The organism is Paenarthrobacter sp. PAE-2 (assembly GCF_026013155.1).
GTDB classification, from domain to species: Bacteria; Actinomycetota; Actinomycetes; order Actinomycetales; family Micrococcaceae; genus Arthrobacter; species Arthrobacter ureafaciens.
Genome location: NZ_JAPDNV010000006.1, coordinates 86,941 through 101,255, shown reverse-complemented (window position 1 = coordinate 101,255; position 14,315 = coordinate 86,941). Strand labels below are relative to the sequence as shown.

The 14,315-nt window shown below is 60.5% G+C and carries 16 protein-coding genes; 5 read left to right on the top strand and 11 right to left on the bottom strand.

What is annotated here, in order from left to right; translation table 11 throughout:
• The first annotated feature begins 46 nt into the window (after positions 1-46).
• Positions 47-607: a 50S ribosomal protein L17 gene (gene rplQ, locus OCL88_RS05365; RefSeq protein ID WP_031216566.1), complete on the top strand. Its 561-nt coding sequence runs from the start codon at positions 47-49 to the stop codon at positions 605-607.
• Positions 608-627: 20 nt separating this feature from the next.
• Positions 628-1,518: a tRNA pseudouridine synthase A gene (locus OCL88_RS05360; RefSeq protein ID WP_071416230.1), complete on the top strand. Its 891-nt coding sequence runs from the start codon at positions 628-630 to the stop codon at positions 1,516-1,518.
• Positions 1,519-1,648: 130 nt separating this feature from the next.
• Here the strand turns inward: OCL88_RS05360 and OCL88_RS05355 are convergent, their stop codons facing one another.
• The 9 genes from OCL88_RS05355 to OCL88_RS05315 all read right to left on the bottom strand — a co-directional run bounded on the left by OCL88_RS05355 (position 1,649) and on the right by OCL88_RS05315 (position 9,636).
• Entirely contained in the window at positions 1,649-2,527 is an 879-nt protein-coding gene (locus tag OCL88_RS05355) for a type II secretion system F family protein (RefSeq protein WP_264961850.1), read from the bottom strand.
• A 9-nt stretch (positions 2,528-2,536) separates the two neighbouring features.
• Positions 2,537-3,478 carry a type II secretion system F family protein gene (locus OCL88_RS05350; RefSeq protein WP_243541154.1) on the bottom strand — a complete coding sequence of 314 codons (942 nt, stop codon included), beginning with the start codon at positions 3,476-3,478 and terminating at the stop codon, positions 2,537-2,539.
• Position 3,479: 1 nt separating this feature from the next.
• The gene (locus OCL88_RS05345) at positions 3,480-4,934 is read right to left on the bottom strand and encodes a CpaF family protein (protein WP_264961849.1); all 1,455 of its coding nucleotides are present in this window, start codon (positions 4,932-4,934) and stop codon (positions 3,480-3,482) included.
• Positions 4,931-6,130, bottom strand: coding sequence for an AAA family ATPase (locus tag OCL88_RS05340; RefSeq protein ID WP_062097468.1), 1,200 nt, complete (start codon positions 6,128-6,130; stop codon positions 4,931-4,933). The genes OCL88_RS05345 and OCL88_RS05340 overlap by 4 nt, the downstream gene beginning before the upstream one ends.
• Positions 6,127-6,894 carry a Flp pilus assembly protein CpaB gene (locus OCL88_RS05335; protein ID WP_062097466.1) on the bottom strand — a complete coding sequence of 256 codons (768 nt, stop codon included), beginning with the start codon at positions 6,892-6,894 and terminating at the stop codon, positions 6,127-6,129. The genes OCL88_RS05340 and OCL88_RS05335 overlap by 4 nt, the downstream gene beginning before the upstream one ends.
• A gap of 41 nt (positions 6,895-6,935) precedes the next feature.
• Positions 6,936-7,982 carry a pilus assembly protein TadG-related protein gene (locus tag OCL88_RS05330; RefSeq protein WP_394357963.1) on the bottom strand — a complete coding sequence of 349 codons (1,047 nt, stop codon included), beginning with the start codon at positions 7,980-7,982 and terminating at the stop codon, positions 6,936-6,938.
• Complete coding sequence (locus OCL88_RS05325; protein WP_062097462.1) at positions 7,970-8,371, bottom strand: TadE/TadG family type IV pilus assembly protein; 402 nt, start codon at positions 8,369-8,371, stop codon at positions 7,970-7,972. Before OCL88_RS05325 ends, OCL88_RS05330 begins: the two co-directional genes overlap by 13 nt.
• 86 nt (positions 8,372-8,457) lie before the next feature.
• On the bottom strand, positions 8,458-8,652 hold the full coding sequence (locus tag OCL88_RS05320) for a Flp family type IVb pilin (RefSeq protein ID WP_264961847.1): 195 nt from the start codon (positions 8,650-8,652) through the stop codon (positions 8,458-8,460).
• Between the two features lie 339 nt (positions 8,653-8,991).
• A complete protein-coding gene (locus OCL88_RS05315; protein WP_193593156.1) occupies positions 8,992-9,636 on the bottom strand; it encodes a prepilin peptidase in 645 nt (214 codons plus the stop codon).
• A 283-nt stretch (positions 9,637-9,919) separates the two neighbouring features.
• On the opposite strand from OCL88_RS05315, the gene rplM reads away from it, so the two are divergent.
• The 3 genes from rplM (at position 9,920) to glmM (ending at position 12,425) form a co-directional block, all read left to right on the top strand.
• Positions 9,920-10,363 (top strand): 50S ribosomal protein L13, encoded by a 444-nt coding sequence (rplM, locus tag OCL88_RS05310; RefSeq protein WP_021472448.1) that lies wholly within the window; start codon positions 9,920-9,922, stop codon positions 10,361-10,363.
• A gap of 37 nt (positions 10,364-10,400) precedes the next feature.
• Positions 10,401-10,907 carry a 30S ribosomal protein S9 gene (gene rpsI / locus OCL88_RS05305; RefSeq protein WP_021472449.1) on the top strand — a complete coding sequence of 169 codons (507 nt, stop codon included), beginning with the start codon at positions 10,401-10,403 and terminating at the stop codon, positions 10,905-10,907.
• Positions 10,908-11,060: 153 nt separating this feature from the next.
• Positions 11,061-12,425: a phosphoglucosamine mutase gene (glmM, locus tag OCL88_RS05300; protein ID WP_264961846.1), complete on the top strand. Its 1,365-nt coding sequence runs from the start codon at positions 11,061-11,063 to the stop codon at positions 12,423-12,425.
• A 70-nt stretch (positions 12,426-12,495) separates the two neighbouring features.
• On the opposite strand, the gene OCL88_RS05295 is transcribed toward glmM, so the two are convergent.
• Together OCL88_RS05295 and coaA are read right to left on the bottom strand one after the other, a co-directional pair.
• Positions 12,496-13,335, bottom strand: coding sequence for a D-alanyl-D-alanine carboxypeptidase family protein (locus tag OCL88_RS05295; RefSeq protein WP_264961845.1), 840 nt, complete (start codon positions 13,333-13,335; stop codon positions 12,496-12,498).
• 5 nt (positions 13,336-13,340) lie between these two features.
• Positions 13,341-14,315, bottom strand: coding sequence for a type I pantothenate kinase (coaA, locus tag OCL88_RS05290; protein WP_170828570.1), 975 nt, complete (start codon positions 14,313-14,315; stop codon positions 13,341-13,343).

Genomic DNA, 14,315 nt, shown 5'->3' with positions numbered 1-14,315 from the left:
GGTCCAGTGATGGACCCGGCCGGCTTACACAACAGGAGAAATAACTATGCCTACCCCCACTAAGGGTCCGCGCCTCGGAGGCGGCCCGGCTCACGAGCGCCTGATGCTCGCGAACCTGGCAGCAGCGCTCTTCGAGCACAAGCGCATCACCACCACGGTTACCAAGGCCAAGCGCCTCAAGCCGTACGCAGAGCGTCTGGTCACCTTCGCCAAGCGTGGCGACCTCGCTTCCCGCCGCCGTGTCCTCGGCCTGATCAGCGACAAGGGCATCGTCCACGAGCTGTTCACCGACATCGCCGGCGCTGTTGCCAACCGTGACGGTGGCTACACGCGTATCACCAAGATCGGCAACCGCAAGGGCGACAACGCTCCCATGGCTGTCATCGAACTGGTTCTCGAGCCCGTTTCCCCCAAGCAGGCTGTAGTTGCTGAAGCAACCGCTGCCGCTGCCAAGGCTGCTCCGGCTGCCGAAGCTCCTGCTGAGGAAGAGGTTGTTGAGACCGAAGCTGCTGAGGCCCCCGAGGCTGAAGAGGCTCCGGCTGCTGAAGCTGCCGAGACTGAAGAAGCTCAGACCGAAGAGGCTCCGGCCGATGAGGACAAGAAGTAAATTTCAGTAGACTTGAGTCTATGAACGAACAAAAACCCGCTGCCCCCGTTTCGGAGGGCGGCGGGTTTTTGCGTATCCGAATGGACCTGTCCTACGACGGCGGCCCCTTCAACGGATGGGCGGTCCAGCCCGGACTGTTGACAGTCCAAGGTGCACTGGAGGAGGCACTGGCCCTCCTGGTGCGCAGGCCTGTGCGGGTCACCGTGGCCGGGCGTACGGACGCAGGTGTCCACGCCCGCGGACAGGTGGTTCACATCGACTTCACGTCCGCCGAGTGGCTGGGTTTGACCCGCGGTCACGACGTCGATCCTGCGGTTTCGCTCCAGCGCCGCCTTCGCGGTGCATTGAGCCGCGTGCTCGGGGACCTGACCGGCGCGATCGAAGTGCACGACGCCGGGCTGGCGCCGGAGGGTTTCGACGCCAGGTTCTCTGCGTTGTGGCGTCGTTACAGCTACCGGATTGCCGACGGCACCGAGCGCTGGGATCCTGTGCTGCGGGGGATTACGTTGTGGCACAAAGCGCCGTTGGACGTGTCCCTGATGAACTCAGGTGCGTCACTCTTGCTGGGGTTGCAGGACTTCCGTTCCTACTGCAAACCCCGTGAGGGAGCCACGACCATCCGCGAGCTGCAACAGTTCTCGTTCTCGCGCGGCGCGGACGGCATCATCGTTGCAACGGTGCAGGCCGACGCTTTCTGTCACAACATGGTGCGCTCCCTTGTGGGATCGACGTTGCGCGTGGGGGAGGGACTTGAGCCTCCGGAGTGGCTGCACGAACGCCTTCTGGAACGGGCGCGTGATCCGAAGTCCTTGCTCGCTGCGCCGCACCCGCTGGTTCTCGAGGAAGTCGCCTACCCCTCGGATGACGAGCTGCTTGCGCGGGCCGAGCTCACGCGGGCCAGACGGGAATAGTTCTTCTGTTGCTGCTTCCCGGACCTGGGCGTTGGAGGACCCCCTCCCGGCTCTGGGTACCGGAAGGGGGCCATGGTGACCGTCCGTGGTCTGGGATCCGCGGACGGCCGGTCTATTTCCCGCTGGAGCATCAGCTGAATGCTTGGATGATCCTGATCGCGGCGGGACCCAGAAGGACTATGAAGAGCACGGGGAATATGCAAAGAAGAAGCGGGAAAAGAACCTTGACCGGCAGCTTCATGGCTCTTTCTTCCGCGGACTGACGTCGCCTGACCCTTGCCTGTTTGGCTTGGGCCCTCAGAACGTTCGCGATGCCTATGCCGTACTTGTCGGCCTGAACAACGGCGAGGACGAAGCTACGAACTTCCGGAACAGTAGATCGGGCTGCCAGGGCCTCGTAGGCTTCCTGCCGGGGACGTCCAACCTGGATGTCCTGCAGCGTACGCAGGAGCTCCAGCGCCAAAGGACCGGTTGCTTGCGCGGATGCCCGTTCAACGGCCGCTTCGAAACCTAATCCGGCCTCTACGGAGATGAGCATTTGATCCAATGTGTTTGGAAACTCGAGCTTGATGGTTTCCTGGCGCTTGACACCCATGTTGTAGATGAGCAGGTCAGGAAGAAAATACAACAGGGCCGTTAAGGAAAGTCCCAATATCGCCGACAAAGGGGAGGGCGAGGCAGTGATCAGCAGGGCCGCGAATGCAACTCCGATGCCAGCCAACGCTGGTTTGAGTGTGATCAGCTTCGGAAGCGGCATGGACATCGGCCGGCCCGCCAGGGAAAGCCAGTGATCAAGCTTTGCTTCATAGCTCCCGGGAGTCAGTTTTTTCGCTACGCCCAAAAATAGAGGAGGGCGATTGGTCAGTGCCCCTGTCCCTTGGGCGTAGCCGGATCCCAAGTTGGTTTGGATGGCTGCAACAGCTTTGCGATCGACCGTGATAAGTGCCCAGGCAAAGTAGGAAACGGGAATGATGATGGCTGCAATGATGAGCCAGGCGATGGGTGTCATGGGAACCTTCTAGAACTTTACTTTTACCGTGCGGTTCATCCAGAACCCGCCGATGACAAAAAGGACACAACTTACAATGCTCATTGCAATACCTAAGGGATGCGTGAAGAACATCCTGATGTATTGAGGATTCATTAGCCCCATCACCAGGCCCACCACCACTGGTAGCGCCATGAGAACGATGGCAGACATCCTGCCTTCTGCGCTCAGCGACCTGACGTGTCCTTTGAGTTCGCTTCGCTCACGAATCGTTCCGGCGACCTGATTCAGGACCTCGGCCAAATCACCACCAACTTCACGGTTGATCTGAATCGCCTGCCCGATCCACCGGAAGTCCTCGCTGTCCATACGGTTGGCGCAATCCTCGATGGCAACGCGTGGATCTTTGCCCACGCGCACTTCATTCACAATTCGAGTAAGTTCCTCCGACGTGGGCGCTTGTGACTCTTGGGCAGCGGCCTCTATTGATCGCATGATGCTGTGACCCACCTTGAGCCCGCCAATCAGCATCTGGATGGTGTCCGTCAATTGCGATTCGAACTTCGAGCAGCGCTTTTCAGTCCGGTAGACGAGCACCACTTTTGCCGCGAAGGGCATGGCGACGGCAATAAGGATCCCAATGAAGAGGTTCACAACGAATGTGGCCAAAGCACCAGCAACGATAGAGCCAAAAACCACCAGGACCGTAAAGTCAGCCGGCGACTGGCGTACTCCGGCTCGATACAGGACCTCGCGATTAAAGGGCCCTCCAGAGCGACCAATGGCCGAGTCGACGATCTGCACAGCCGTCTGTGAGACTCTTCCAACAGCGGAAGCCTCCGTGGAAGCTCCCATACGACGCCGCTCCAGGGGGATCATGCTTTGGCGGGGCTTCAGGACAACGAAGATGAAGATGACCAGAGCACCTACACAGGAGGCGACGGCAATCATGAAGATAGCTGTGGAGTCCATCTCATCGCCTGCCTGCCGGAAGTGGTGTGACACCGAAAATGCTGGGGGAAACGTTGATGCCCAGCTCGGAGAACCGGTCGAGAAAGCGCGGTCGGATACCGGTTGGTAATGCCTTGCCAAGGAAACGCCCCTGCTGATCGACACCGGCCGAATAATCGAACAGGAATGCGTCCTGGAGCGTCACGACTTCGCCTTCCATGCCTTGGACTTCGGTGACGTGTGTTACCCGGCGGGAACCGTCACGTAAACGCGTCACTTGGACGATGACGTCAACGGCCGAAGAAACCTGTTCCCTAATCGCCCGGAGTGGCAGGTCCATGCCGGCCATCAGCACCAGGGTTTCCAAACGCGAGATGGCGTCCCGTGGTGAATTGGCATGCACGGTGGACAAGGAACCGTCGTGACCTGTGTTCATCGCTTGGAGCATGTCGAGGGATTCGCCTCCTCGAACCTCACCAACAATGATTCTGTCGGGCCGCATTCGAAGCGAATTTCGCACGAGGTCCCTGATGGTGACAGCTCCCTTGCCCTCAATATTGGGTGGCCGGCTCTCGAGCCTGACAACGTGCCGCTGCTGCAACTGGAGCTCCACAGCATCCTCGATGGTGACGATCCGGTCTGCCTCCGGGATAAAGGACGACAAGACATTGAGAAGCGTCGTCTTTCCTGTGCCCGTACCACCCGAAACAATGATGTTCAGCCGCGCTTGAACACAAGCGCTCAACAACTCGGCCATCTCGTGGCTCATTGAGCCCCAGTCGATGAGGTTCCGAACGGTCAATGGAACATGGCTGAATTTGCGGATGGTCAGCGAGGGGCCGTTCACCGCAAGCGGAGGAATGATGGCGTTGACGCGGGAGCCGTCTTCCAACCTGGCATCTACCAAAGGCGATGATTCGTCTATTCTGCGCCCGACCTTGGAGACAATTCTCTCGATGACTTTCCGTAGCTGGGCGTCGGAACTGAATTGCAGGTCAGTCAGGGCGAGTTGCCCGTGGCGTTCCACGTAGATTTGATCGAACCTGTTGACCATTACCTCAGTTACCGAGGGGTCCTCCAGCAGACGTTGGAGTGGACCGAAGCCCATTACTTCATCGGAAATTTCCCGTATCAGCCGCCGGCGCTCTTCGGGGGAGAGCGGCACTTGCTCGTCATCGATGAAGGTAGAGAGCTCGTCGATGGCGAAGGTTCGGAGGTCCTCTTCCGAAGCAGACGTGTCGCTGCTCCGCGTTCCCATTTTCTCGAAGAGTGCCGATGCCGCCCGTTGTTTGAGACCGGCCAGCGCGTCAACCACCGGCGTAGTCGGCGCGCCTCCCAAGAGTGGACTTGCGTGAGAAGCTGTGTCGGAAACTAAGGGCAGGTCCGATTCAAAGGTGGCGCTTTTACCGTTGCTGTCGCCCGGATCTTCGGCGGCACTGAACGGGTGGTTCTTCGAAAGTCGTTCGGAGAGCTTCATGACACCACTACCCTTCTGTGAACTTTGGTCGGCTGGACGGTTGCCAACCGCGGGTCGAATCGGTCGACCAACTTCCTGAGGCCTTTGGCGGCTGAGTCGCGGGAGCTGCCTTGGAGTACAGGCACCCCTCTGTTGGTTGAAAAGGGCAGGTTTCGAGACCTGGGAATGACCGTGTCAATTGGAACACCGATGGTTGCTTCCACGTCCTGAACGGAGATGCCACTCTTTCTGTCGGCGAAATTGAGAACGGTGTGCCTGCCTTGTGGAAGAAGTTGCAGCTCTTTCAACACGCTGAAGCTTTTCCTCAGACCACGGACGCTGGGTACATCCATGCCGCATACCCACACGCCGTCCGTGGCAAGTTCCAAGGTAGCCAGGCAGTGTTCGCCTAGTCCGGGCGCCGTATCGACCACGACGTACTTGAATTCGGTGGCAAGCTGATTTATCAGCTTGGAAACATGCTCGGCGGTGATGTAGTCCGACTCGGACGGATGCTTGGGAGCACAGAGGGCGTAGATCCCGGAAGGATGCACGGAAAGAAAGGCTTTCAGTACCATCGAATCCTGGGCGGCCGGACCGTGAACGGCATCCGTGATGGTGTGTTCGGGTTCGAGCAGCAGGCCCGATGCCACGTCTCCGAATTGGAGATCCAGGTCGACGATCACCACACTCATGGGTGCCACTGCACCCAAGCCAACTGCAAGATTCGTAGCAACCGTCGTTTTGCCAACACCACCCTTCGGCGACATGACTGCGATAACGCGGCCGCGGTCGTGTCCGGATTCGGCCGGCGGCTGCATTCCTCTCCGCCGGCTGGCCGATGCCAAGCACGCGCGCTCCAATAGAACGCGAAGTTCGCTCACCTCGATATCAGGTGAGATAACGTCCCTGACACCGGCGTGCATTGCACGCAAAACGAGGTCCGGTTCAGGCGCCGACACCAGTAGCAGGCTTATTTCCGGATACTGCAGGTCGAAGACCGTAGCCAGTTTCAGAGCGTCGTCCGACGCTACGCCTGGTCCCAGGATCATGACTTCCGGGGGCGCTCCGGTCAACTGCTTAAAGACGTCGTCCGTTCCACCCTGCAGGACATCAGGAGACAGGGTCTGCAGGTCACCATGCAGAGCTCCGGAGATTGCCTGGCGCACCCGTGCCTCGAAATCGCGAACTGCCGTTATGGCTACAAAGCGAGTCATTGGACCAGCCCTCCAAAAGTCGTTGTGGGAGGTTCGCTCTTCGTCGTCTTATCCGTCTGCTTGGAAAGCCAGAGAGTGCCGAACTCGGCTCCGAAAACCATCTTGCTGGCGTTTGCATCACTCAACGCGACAGTTACATACGCCGAACCATTTGGAAGGGCGACGCCCTTGTCGCTTCCTGCCGACTTTTCAGCATCGGGAGCGGCTTGCTGGACAGCTGTAACCAAGACGTCGTGGTAAAGCAGTTCCGTGAAGTTCTTCCAGCCAGTCATGGAAGCCGGAAGGTTGGCTCCAGCTGAGACAGCGTCATCAAGCTTGAACGATGCGAAAACCGTAACCGTGTCGCCGGCTTCGATACGCCCGCCCAGGATACGTTCCGGGGCAAGTACGAAGGTGGTTTCCTGCAGGCCTTCAGGGACAGGAACTGTTCCCGGAACCAACTCGTTCGGATTGACCAGTTTCACACCAAGGAGTTGTTCGCCTGGCTGCAGATCGACACTGGTGACTTTGCCTTTCTGGTCACCCAAGGCATTGATGGTGCCCGGGGCAACTGCGGATTGCGGCAGGCTTTCGGTTTTGACCTTGGTTCCCAGTTCCTCAGCCTTTGTGCCGGCAGGGATTTTTTCTTTGACTACAAGTACATTGACGGGATCGAGCCCTTGCTGCGCCCGCTTGTCTGCCCCCTGAACGTAGGTGACCAGCAAAACGGTGCCGATGACTGCTAACAGCAGTGCTGCAATGCCTCCCAGTAGGCGTGCTTTCACTTCTACTCCTTTGAATTGTGCTGCGAGATTGAGTAGCTGCGCTACTCGGTGAGATAGACGACAGAGGCGCCGTAATTCGGACCACCGCCTGTCGACTGCATGCCCTCCTCGAGACTTACGAAGCGGGTGAAGTACCCCTGAAGCCCGCGGCAATTTCCGTTGCAACTCGGAGCAAGAGGGTCCACAACGGCCCCAGAGCCGCTGAACTTATAGCCGGTAACTTGAAACGCGGCGAAACCGATAAGGGTGTAAGTCGTGTTGTCGCCGTTGCCGGTTGCTGCATTGAAGAGGGGAATGAGTGCCGGCTCATTCATGATGTTCGCAAGTGCAGCGTTACAGCCGACACCGTTGGGAAAATGATTTCCAGTTTGTCCGTCGACGGTCATATCCAGATCGATGTTCGTTGAACATCCAGTGTCTGTATCGAGCCATCCGAAACCTCCTGGACGATAACCATTCTGTGCTGCGCATCCGGGCACTGTCGGCGTGTTTTCGTCATAGCGCAGAAGAAGGTGTGTGGGTATCGGATCGCCCGTGAAATTGCCGGTGGAGTTTAGAGAAGCCAATTGTGTTGGCGAGAGGTACTTCTTGAATACGCACTCACTAACCGTCCATGGGAGGGTCGTGGCAGCGGACGGCGCCCCCCAAGAGGCTTCTGCAGATGCGGTCACAGTTGCGGATTCAAACCCAAGAACGCGTGCAAAATACAGGGAGAAGCTGTTCTGACCAGCGCTGTCCCTGGCATTGGTCTCCACCCGAACGGTGGTGGCAGCGGGAAAGGAGACAGCCGCGCCGCTTGAACTGTCGTTGGCGTTGATGTTGGCGAATTGGTTACCGGTTGCGGTGCTGTCTCCGCAACTGCCTTCGGCGCAATCGGTGGCGATCGCCAAGGCAGCCGCATCAGCTCCGTTTTGTAATTGCGCCTTTTCGGCGTAAAGCGCTCCTACGTCTACTGCCAGGGCTGCAAAGCCCAGCAACACAACCATCAATCCGGCAACCACGATGGTGGCTGCGCCACGTTCAGGGGAATCTCGCCGCGAACCTGGATGACGATTCGCCTTCTTCTGCTGACGGCTCAACCACCGCATCTCATCACCCCGACGCCAGACATGTTCATGGGAAAGATGCCCGGTGCGCCGAAGAAGCCGGCGTCGAGAAAACCAGACATGGAGGGTAACGCAACGCTGGTGGTGACGGTCACATTCGATCCAGGAGAGCAGCTGGCCGCATTGTCACTGACCGTTACACCCAACCCGTTCAGGGATGGAGCCGCAGCCAACGCCGTCCCCGAGACATCCAAAGCTCCATCCTGGTAGTGAACAGCGGCGTACCGGGCGCCTTCACGGGCCGCCTGCGTCAGAGACACTTGTACATTCAGGACGCGTCCGAATTCGATAATGCCGATCAAAATCAGGAGCAGCAGCGGGAGCAGAATAGCCATCTCAATAGCTACTGCACCGCGTTCCTTCCGTTCCATAAGTCCATGGCCTTCCCAGATAGGACGATGAAAGCAAGCTGGCTCCGGTGACGGTCGCCACCAGAGCCAGCCTGTAAAGCGATCAGCTAGATGGCGTTGTCGACCTGGGTGAACAGGTTGGCGATCTGCGGGCCGAGGAGGGAAACAGCTCCCAAAACCAAGAGGGCAATAAACGCGATCATGATGCCGTACTCAACCATCGTCGCGCCCTTCTCCTCTTGGGTGAGGCGGGTCTTGACGCCGGCGATGAACGAGGTGACGGAGAGCATAAGAGCAGACATTGGAAAATCCTTCCCAGATAATGATTTGTCAAATGATGGGTTTCAGTTATAGGTCCGCAAATTATGTGAATTTGCTACGTCCTCCGAACTACCCCCGTATTTCCTTTAGCGGTCCGGAATTCGATGTCTCAAGAATTCCCCAGGGGCATGGCAAGGAACAATGCGTAGTCGTACTCGATTTATTGGCGGGCCAATATGCGCTCACACGTAGGGTCCCGGGGGAGTACTCAGTTTTGGCACGGAAACTGCCAAGGGACTACTTGGAAAGCTCAGGAGACTTAGGTTTTTCCGGGCAAAAACCGGCCGCTGCCCAAGGGGAAGAAAAGAGCTAAGGACGTACTACTGGAGCACCAGTACGACGCCCAGGGCGGCTGCCACCATAGCGGGGCCGTGGGCCGTTTCAGCCGGTTTTTCCGCGGATCTCAGCCGTAACATCAGCACCGTGAGCACCCCGCCCACCACGAACCCCAGTAGTCCGCCGAAGAGTACTTGCTTCCAACCCAAGTACCCCAAGTACAGTCCAAGTGGCGCTGCGAGCTTCACATCGCCCATTCCGAGGCTGCGCGGCGAAATAATTCCCAAAATCAGGTAGCCGGCGAACAAAACCAGCCCTCCCAGGAGGGCTCTGAGCAGCTCCGGCCACCCCGGCGAGACCGCGGAAGAGACCCCCAGGAGTACCAAGCCGCCCCCCAGAAGACTCAGAACAAGGCCGTTCGGCAGTAAATGGAGGGCAAAATCAATTCGGGAAAGCTGCACTCCAAGAAGGGCCAATAAAAGAAAGGCCGGCAGCTCCGGGGAAATGCCAAAACGCCATCCCAGTAAGCCGAACAGCAGCGCGGTGACTGCCGCCGTCGTGATCCGTACCCTTAGGGAGGGAAGCCCGCTGAGCCGGGGGAGCGACCGGGCGATGAGCAGCTCACTCAAGGGACTCAACAGCAGGGCGCCCAGGGCGAGCAGGAGCGGCAGGGTAGGTCCGTCGGTCATGAGCCCTCCTTAAAGGCAGCCGGCCCCAAGGCGCGGTCACCCCATTTTGACCCGGACATACCGTTGAAGGTATTGTTTATAGTCGTTGTGCGTGTCCTATCTCGATGACACATGCCCACTTGGGGATCCAGTTGCAGGGTCAGTAACCCGGGTGGCATTTCGAGACTTTGGGATGACTGGTCTATAGAGCCCTCACCTCTGCTCCGGTAACGCATACAGAGTAGGTGCACGTCTTATTGCGTGTCCCAAAACATGAACGCCAGAACAAGAACGAGGCAAAACCGTGCGTACGTACACCCCGAAGCCCGGCGATATCAACCGCCAGTGGCACGTCATTGACGCCACCGATGTTGTCCTTGGTCGTCTTGCCAGCCAGACCGCAACACTGCTGCGCGGAAAGCACAAGCCGACCTTTGCGTCCCACATGGACATGGGCGACTTCGTCATCATCATCAACGCTGAAAAGGTCGCCCTCACCGGCGCCAAGCTGGAGCAGAAGCGCGCATACCGCCACTCCGGCTACCCGGGCGGCCTGACCTCCGTCAACTACGCAGAACTGCTGGAGAAGAACCCGGTTCGCGCTGTTGAGAAGGCCATCAAGGGCATGCTCCCCAAGAACTCCCTTGCAGCCCAGCAGCTGGGCAAGCTTAAGGTCTACGCAGGCCCGGAGCACCCGCACGCTGCGCAGCAGCCGAAGACTTTCGAAATCACCCAGGTCGCCCAGTAGTCCTGGCCACCAAACAACTTTTTATTCAAGGAGAACCGTGGCTCAGAACGAAGAACTGACCGCCGAAGCCGTCGAGGCTGAGGAAAACCTCACCAGCTACACCTCTGAAAGCGCACCCGCCGAGGACGCGCCCAAGAAGGAGCGCCCTGCACTGACCGTTGCCGGTGCAGCTGTTGGCCGTCGCAAGGAAGCCGTTGCACGCGTTCGCGTTGTTCCGGGTTCCGGCAAGTGGACCATCAACGGCCGCGAGCTGGCCAACTACTTCCCGAACAAGCTGCACCAGCAGGATGTCAACGAACCGTTCCGTGTTCTTGACCTCGAAGGTGCTTACGACGTCATCGCCCGTATCCACGGCGGTGGCCCCTCCGGCCAGGCTGGCGCACTGCGTCTCGGCATTGCTCGTTCCTTGAACGAGATCGACGTCGAGAACAACCGCCCCACCCTCAAGAAGGCTGGCTTCCTCACTCGTGACGCCCGCGTCATCGAGCGTAAGAAGGCCGGTCTCAAGAAGGCACGTAAGGCTCAGCAGTACTCCAAGCGCTAAATCGCGCTTCGCCCCCTCGCGGGGCACGGAAGCCCGTTCCACTATTTGGTGGGGCGGGTTTCCGTCGTTTAACGTGCGGAAACCGCCGCCGGCGTGACGCTCCCGTACGCGCCGTGAACGGGTGCCGGGCCGCCGTCGTCTAAACTTGACCCGATGTCTAGATTATTTGGAACAGATGGCGTGCGCGGTCTCGCGAACGGATTGCTTACCGCGGAGCTGGCTATGCAGCTCGCCCAGGCCGCCGCCGTCGTACTCGGCCATGACCGCACAACCGACGGTAAGCGGCCGCGCGCCGTCGTCGCCAGGGACCCCCGGGCCAGCGGTGAATTCCTCGCCGCGGCCGTCGAAGCCGGGCTTTCGAGCTCCGGCGTGGATGTCTACGACGCCGGTGTGCTGCCCACTCCCGCCGCCGCTTACTTGGTGGCAGACCTCGACGCCGACTTCGGTGTGATGCTGTCTGCCTCCCACAACCCGGCGCCGGACAACGGCATTAAGTTCTTCGCCCGCGGCGGACAGAAGCTCCCCGACGAGGTGGAAGACGCCATAGAGGCGCAGCTCGGCAAGGAGCCGCAGCGCCCCGTGGGTGGCGACGTTGGCCGCATCCAGCGTTTCTCCGACGCCGAAGACCGCTACATCGTCCATCTCCTCCGCACGCTGCCCAAGCGTTTGGACGGCCTCAAAGTAGTCCTGGACTGCGCGCACGGTGCTGCCAGCGGTTGCTCGCCCCAGGTGTTCAAGGACGCAGGCGCTGATGTGGTTGTCATCGGCGCCGAGCCGGACGGCCTCAACATCAACGACGGCGTCGGCTCCACGCACCTTGGCCCGCTCAAGGAAGCGGTGGTTCAGCACGGTGCGGACCTGGGCATTGCCCACGACGGCGACGCCGACCGTTGCCTTGCCGTGGACCACGCCGGTAACGAGGTGGACGGCGACCAGATCATGGCCATCCTGGCGTTGGCACTGAACAAGGCCGGCAAGCTCAAAGACAACATCCTGGTTGCCACGGTCATGAGCAACCTCGGCCTCAAGATCGCCCTGCGCGACGCCGGCATCACCATCCGTGAAACCGCCGTTGGCGACCGTTACGTCCTCGAGGAGATGCGCGACGGCGGCTACAACCTGGGCGGCGAACAGTCCGGCCACGTGATCTTCTCCGACTACGCCACCACGGGCGACGGTGTCCTGACCGGTCTCCAGTTGGCTGCCCAAGTGGCGCTCACCGGATGCAGCCTGCAGGAACTCGCCACCGCGATGACCAAGCTCCCGCAGCTCATGATCAACGTCAAGGGGGTGGACAAGGCCCGCGCCGGAACCGATGAGGGCGTCGCAGCTGCCGTTGCCGCCGCTACTGAGGAACTTGGCGAGACCGGCCGTGTCCTGCTCCGTCCTTCCGGCACGGAAGCGCTGGTGCGCGTCATGGTTGAAGCTGCGGACATGGAAACCGCTGAGCGCATCTGCACCGGCCTGGCTGCCGTGGTCAAGGAACGTTTGGCAGTGTCTACCGAGCTGGCTGTCTGAGGCTCTGACCTTACGAATGCGGCCCGCCCCCGGGAAGGGGAGCGGGCCGCGTGCTTTAAAGCGCTGGATCTCACAGGTAGTCCGGCGCAGCCTCCAGGCCAAAGTACTCCTCCAAGGTGGCAATGCCACCCGTGGCCATGGCCGTGGCTGCCTCCACGCCGATGTACCTCAGGTGCCACGACTCGTAGAAGTAGCCGGTGATCTCGTGGAACATCCACGGGTAGCGGACCACGAACCCGAACTTATGCGCGTTGGCTTTGGCCCACACGGCAGCAGGCTGTTCCGCGAAGCATGGCTGGAAGCTGCAGGCTCCACCGCCGTCGGAGATGTCGAAGGACCAGCCGGTTTGGTGTTCGGAGAACCCTGGTCTTGCCGACGCACGGTCCGCAGCTGCTTGGCCGCTGCCGGCAACGTAGCCGTTGTAGGTAGCCACTTGGGTTGAATAGGACCGGTAGCCGGAGGCCAACGCCATGATGACGCCCTCCGCTGCCGCCGCGCCGAACATCTTTTCTGCGGCAGCCGCCGTCGTACTGTTCAGCAGGCTCGCTTCGCCGCTGACGGCGAGCCGCACGGCGGGCTGCACCAGATCGGCGGGCACGTAGATTTGCGGGTTCAGGGGCCGGTGCTTGTTGACCACCACCCAGGGGCTGGTGGGGTCGGTGAGTGAGTACTGCGTAGCGGCAGCGCTCGACGGCGACGGGCCGGGTTGGGTGCTGGTGGCCGCTGCCGCAGGAGTGACTTCCGGAGCCTGGGTGGTTGCAGTTGCCGAGGGAGTGCCGCTTGGCGCGTCGACCGCGGCGGGGGAGGGCGTGGACGTCTCAGGGGTGCAGGCGGAGAGGGCGATGAGGCCGGCGCCGGCAGTCAACAGCCCCGTGAATGCCCGCCTGCTGGGCTGCCCTGTGCTTCCCACGGGCGTCACACCTTCCGCAGAAGCATGCGCCGGATGGAGTGGTCCGCATCCTTGGTGAGCACCAGCTGTGCGCGCCCCCGGGTGGGGAGGACGTTCTCTTCGAGGTTGGGTTCGTTGATGCGCTTCCAGATGCCACGGGCGGTTGACTCGGCGTCCTCGTCAGACAGGGTGGCGTAGCGGTGGAAGTAGGACTCCGGCTGGGCGAAGGCCGTGGTGCGGAGCTTGCGGAACCGGTCTACGTACCATTCCTCGATGTAGGAGGTCTTGGCGTCGACGTAGATGGAGAAATCGAAGAAGTCGCTCAGGGCCAGGCCCTGCTTCCCGTCGATGCGGGGGCGTGCGGGCGCCAACACGTTGAGGCCTTCGACGATCAGGACGTCGGGCCGGCGGACCACCACTTCCTTGCCCGGCACGATGTCGTAGGTGACGTGCGAGTACCAGGGCGCCCGCACTTCCTCGGCGCCGCCCTTGACGGCGGACACGAAGCGTAACAGCGCACGCCGGTCATAGGACTCGGGGAACCCTTTCCGCTCCAGCAGATGGCGCCGCTTCAGCTCGGCCAAGGGATAGAGGAATCCATCGGTGGTGATGAGTTCCACATTCGGGGTCCCGGGCCAGCGGCGGAGCATTTCGCGGAGTACGCGGGCGATGGTGGACTTGCCCACCGCGACGGATCCGGCCACGCCGATCACGAACGGCGTGCGCAGTGTTTGTTCGCCAAGGAAAGTGGTGGTGGCTGCGTGCAGCTGGTGCGAGGCCTCCACGTAGAGGTGCAGGAGGCGGGAAAGCGGGAGATACACCTCCCGTACTTCCTTCATATCAAGGGGGTCGCCGAGGCCGCGGAGGCGGAAGATGTCCTCTTCGTTGAGGGGCTGCTCCATCTGGGCCGCAAGCCGGGACCAGGTCTGCCGGTCCAGCTCAACAAAGGGAGAAGCGCCGTCGCCATTTGCTTCGGTGCGTTGCAAAGTCACGCTCTCGAT

What these genes read in the sequence shown, in the direction of transcription:
- glmM (WP_264961846.1), top strand. Translation starts at nt 11,061, where the DNA reads ATGTCTAGATTATTTGGAACAGATGGCGTGCGCGGTCTCGCGAACGGA.
- OCL88_RS05345 (WP_264961849.1), bottom strand. Translation starts at nt 4,934, where the DNA reads ATGAAGCTCTCCGAACGACTTTCGAAGAACCACCCGTTCAGTGCCGCC.
- OCL88_RS05315 (WP_193593156.1), bottom strand. Translation starts at nt 9,636, where the DNA reads ATGACCGACGGACCTACCCTGCCGCTCCTGCTCGCCCTGGGCGCCCTG.
- OCL88_RS05325 (WP_062097462.1), bottom strand. Translation starts at nt 8,371, where the DNA reads ATGGAACGGAAGGAACGCGGTGCAGTAGCTATTGAGATGGCTATTCTG.
- OCL88_RS05330 (WP_394357963.1), bottom strand. Translation starts at nt 7,982, where the DNA reads ATGCGGTGGTTGAGCCGTCAGCAGAAGAAGGCGAATCGTCATCCAGGT.
- OCL88_RS05340 (WP_062097468.1), bottom strand. Translation starts at nt 6,130, where the DNA reads ATGACTCGCTTTGTAGCCATAACGGCAGTTCGCGATTTCGAGGCACGG.
- rplQ (WP_031216566.1), top strand. Translation starts at nt 47, where the DNA reads ATGCCTACCCCCACTAAGGGTCCGCGCCTCGGAGGCGGCCCGGCTCAC.
- OCL88_RS05350 (WP_243541154.1), bottom strand. Translation starts at nt 3,478, where the DNA reads ATGGACTCCACAGCTATCTTCATGATTGCCGTCGCCTCCTGTGTAGGT.
- OCL88_RS05320 (WP_264961847.1), bottom strand. Translation starts at nt 8,652, where the DNA reads ATGTCTGCTCTTATGCTCTCCGTCACCTCGTTCATCGCCGGCGTCAAG.
- OCL88_RS05355 (WP_264961850.1), bottom strand. Translation starts at nt 2,527, where the DNA reads ATGACACCCATCGCCTGGCTCATCATTGCAGCCATCATCATTCCCGTT.
- OCL88_RS05360 (WP_071416230.1), top strand. Translation starts at nt 628, where the DNA reads ATGAACGAACAAAAACCCGCTGCCCCCGTTTCGGAGGGCGGCGGGTTT.